We start from the raw sequence: 1142 nt of genomic DNA on the forward strand, positions 1-1142 counted from the left end.
CCCTAGTCTTCCGAGTCAGGAATTCTGTTCAGATAGCTGGCGAGGCGTTCGAGGATCTCGTCCGCGGTTCTGGTCCAGACGTAGGGCTTCGGATCGCTGTTCCATGCGGCGATCCAGGTCCGGATGTCCTGTTCCAGGGCCTGGACGGTCTTGTGAACGCCTCGCCGTATCTGCTTGTTCGTCAGCTCCGCGAACCATCGCTCCACAAGGTTCAACCAGGACGACCCGGTGGGTGTGAAGTGCAGGTGGAATCGGGGGTGGGCCACCAGCCAGGTCTTGATGGCCGGGGTCTTGTGGGTGGCGTAGTTGTCCAGCACCAGGTGGACCTCGAGGCCGGCCGGGACTTCCTTGTCGAGCTTGATGAGGAACTTTTTGAACTCCGCGGCGCGGTGGCGGCGGTGGAGTGATCCGATCACCTTGCCGGTGGCGACCTCGAGGGCGGCGAAGAGGGTGGTGGTGCCGGCGCGGACGTAGTCGTGCGTGACCCGCTGCGGGACACCGGGCATCATCGGCAGGACGGGCTGCGAGCGGTCCAGCGCCTGGATCTGGGATTTCTCGTCCACGCAGAAGACCAGGGCCCGCTCCGGCGGGTCGAGGTAGAGGCCAACGACGTCATGGACCTTGTCGACGAAGTACGGGTCCGTGGAAAGCTTGAAGGTCTCCGAGCGGTGTGGCTGCAGGCCGAACGCCCGCCAGATCCGCGACACGGTCGACTGCGACAGGCCCGTCTCCTTCGCCATCGAACGCGTCGACCAGTGCGTCGCGTCCTTCGGCGTCGACTCCAGCGTCCTGGTGACCAGAGCGGCGACCTGCTCGTCCGTGACCGATCGCGGACCGCCAGATCGCGGCATGTCTCCCAGGCCGGCGATCCGGTGCTCGACGAACCTCGCCCGCCACCGGCCCACCGCATGCGCGGTCGAGCCGAGACTGGCTGCCACGTCCTTGTTGGAAACGCCTTCCGCGCAGGCCAGGATGATCCGGCAGCGAAGTGCCCACGCCTGCGGCGTGGAACGGCGCCGCACCCACCCCTCGAGCGCGGCCCGCTCCTCATCCGACAACGTCAACTCGGCCTTCGGCCGCCCCGTACGTGCCATACCGCAAGCCTACACATCTGAACAGAATTCCTGACTCGGAAGACTAGG

1 protein-coding gene is annotated in these 1142 nt (G+C 65.9%); it reads right to left on the bottom strand.

What is annotated here, in order from left to right:
- Positions 1–2: 2 nt before the first annotated feature.
- Positions 3–1094, bottom strand: a complete 1092-nt coding sequence (locus ACIPW5_RS39885) for an IS630 family transposase (protein ID WP_401256435.1) — start codon at positions 1092–1094, stop codon at positions 3–5.
- Positions 1095–1142 lie beyond the last annotated feature (48 nt).

Source organism: Streptomyces sp. NPDC090077 (genome assembly GCF_044747545.1).
In the GTDB taxonomy this organism is placed as follows: Bacteria; Actinomycetota; Actinomycetes; order Streptomycetales; family Streptomycetaceae; genus Streptomyces.